The 1579-nt window shown below is 62.4% G+C and carries 2 protein-coding genes; both read right to left on the bottom strand.

The window, feature by feature from the left end:
- A partial coding sequence (locus EN925_RS35160; protein ID WP_164894632.1) for an aldo/keto reductase occupies positions 1 to 636 on the bottom strand: 636 nt, incomplete at its 3' end.
- 120 nt (positions 637 to 756) lie between these two features.
- Entirely contained in the window at positions 757 to 1278 is a 522-nt protein-coding gene (locus EN925_RS35155; RefSeq protein ID WP_024503756.1) for a gamma-glutamylcyclotransferase, read from the bottom strand.
- Positions 1279 to 1579 lie beyond the last annotated feature (301 nt).

Raw genomic sequence — 1579 nt, 5'->3', positions numbered from 1 at the left:
GAAATAGGTGATGACGCCGATGTCCTCGGCCACGCACAGATCGCGCAACGGCCCGTCAAAGGATGAGCGATCGTAGAGATTGTATTCCGGCTGCAGCACCTCGTAGCGCGGCAGACTGCGCAGGCTCGCCACATCGAGTGCCGCACGCAACTGGCCGGCGTCGAGGTTAGAGCACCCGGCATAGCGAATCTTGCCCTTGGCGAGCAGCTTCTCGTAGGCGCCAAGCGTTTCCTCATAGGGCGTCGCAGGATCCGGCCAATGCGACAGATAGAGATCGATGAATTCGGTCTGCAGCCGCTTCAACGATGCGTCGACGGCCTTTTCGATGTAGGCGGCGGACAGGTCCTTGTGCCCCTGTCCCATATCCGAACCGACCTTGGTGATCACCACGACCTTGTCGCGATTGCCACGGTCTTTCATCCATTTACCGATGATGGTTTCCGATTCGCCGCCCTTGTGGCCTGGAACCCAGCGCGAATAGGCGTCCGCCGTATCGATGGCGTTGAGGCCGGCGCCGACGAAGCGGTCGAGCAGGTCGAACGAGGTTTTCTCGTCGGCAGTCCAGCCGAAGACGTTGCCGCCCAGAACCAGCGGCGCGATGGACAAGTCGGTGCGACCGAGACGACGTTTCTGCAAGGCGTATCTCCGGGATGATTGGGCGGGCAAATGGCGCCCGCGGGCTGAGGGTTGGAGCCTAACCTAGGTCTTGCCTGAACGAGGTCAAAGGCCTGGTGGCCTTTTTCCGCAGAGCCAGCTTCACAAAGGCGCGACCTGCCGCGCCACCTCTTCCAGCCAATGGTCGCGAATGCCCAGCGCCTCGAGATGCTCCAGGGTGCTCAGCACATAGTCCTCGTTGTTGCCGGACTGGCCGACCGCACCGCGCACCACGGCCGCCGCATCTGCAGCGTCGAGCGCTCCGGCATATTGCTCGTGCTGGCGGTCGACAATGTAAACCACCGCGTCGACCGTACCGCCGCCGTCGAGGCGAACCTTGAGCAGACGCTCCAGATAGACATTGGTGACCAGCTCGCGCTCGCGCAGATAGGCCATAACCTCGTCGCGCAAGTCGCCGGGGACGCGGAATGCGAGGCCGACGCAGGACCCGCCACGATCGAGGCCGAGCACCAGCCCCGGCCGCTCGCGCGTGCCGCGATGCACGAAGGAATAGACGCATAGCGAGCGCCGGTAGCCATGCAGGCGGGCACGCTGTGTTTCGACATGCGCGAATCCCGGCCGCCAGATCAGCGAGCCATAGCCAAACACCCAAAAATCGCCCATATCGCCGCGCCTGATTGCAAAAGATGCCAACACCGCACCCGGACCGGTGTTTTTTCCGCCCGTCCCGTCTAACTATTCGTCTGTCCACCTGGCGGAATCGACTACCCGTCCGCAATACCCATGCGTTAACGAGAGCCAAAGCATGACGTCAAGTGACGAACGCCAGCCGAACAAACGTCGCCGCCTGATCTGGCTTGCAGCATTCATCGTCGTGCTGTTCGCCCTCTACAGCGGCGGCTGGTTCTATCTGGCTGACCGCGTCAGGAGCGAGGCCGACAAGGCGGTTGCCACGCTCAACAAG

The organism is Mesorhizobium sp. M7A.F.Ca.US.006.04.2.1 (assembly GCF_004022915.1).
GTDB classification, from domain to species: domain Bacteria; phylum Pseudomonadota; class Alphaproteobacteria; order Rhizobiales; family Rhizobiaceae; genus Mesorhizobium; species Mesorhizobium ciceri.
Note: the sequence above shows the minus strand (reverse complement) of the source record. Positions and strands in the feature narration are given on the sequence as shown.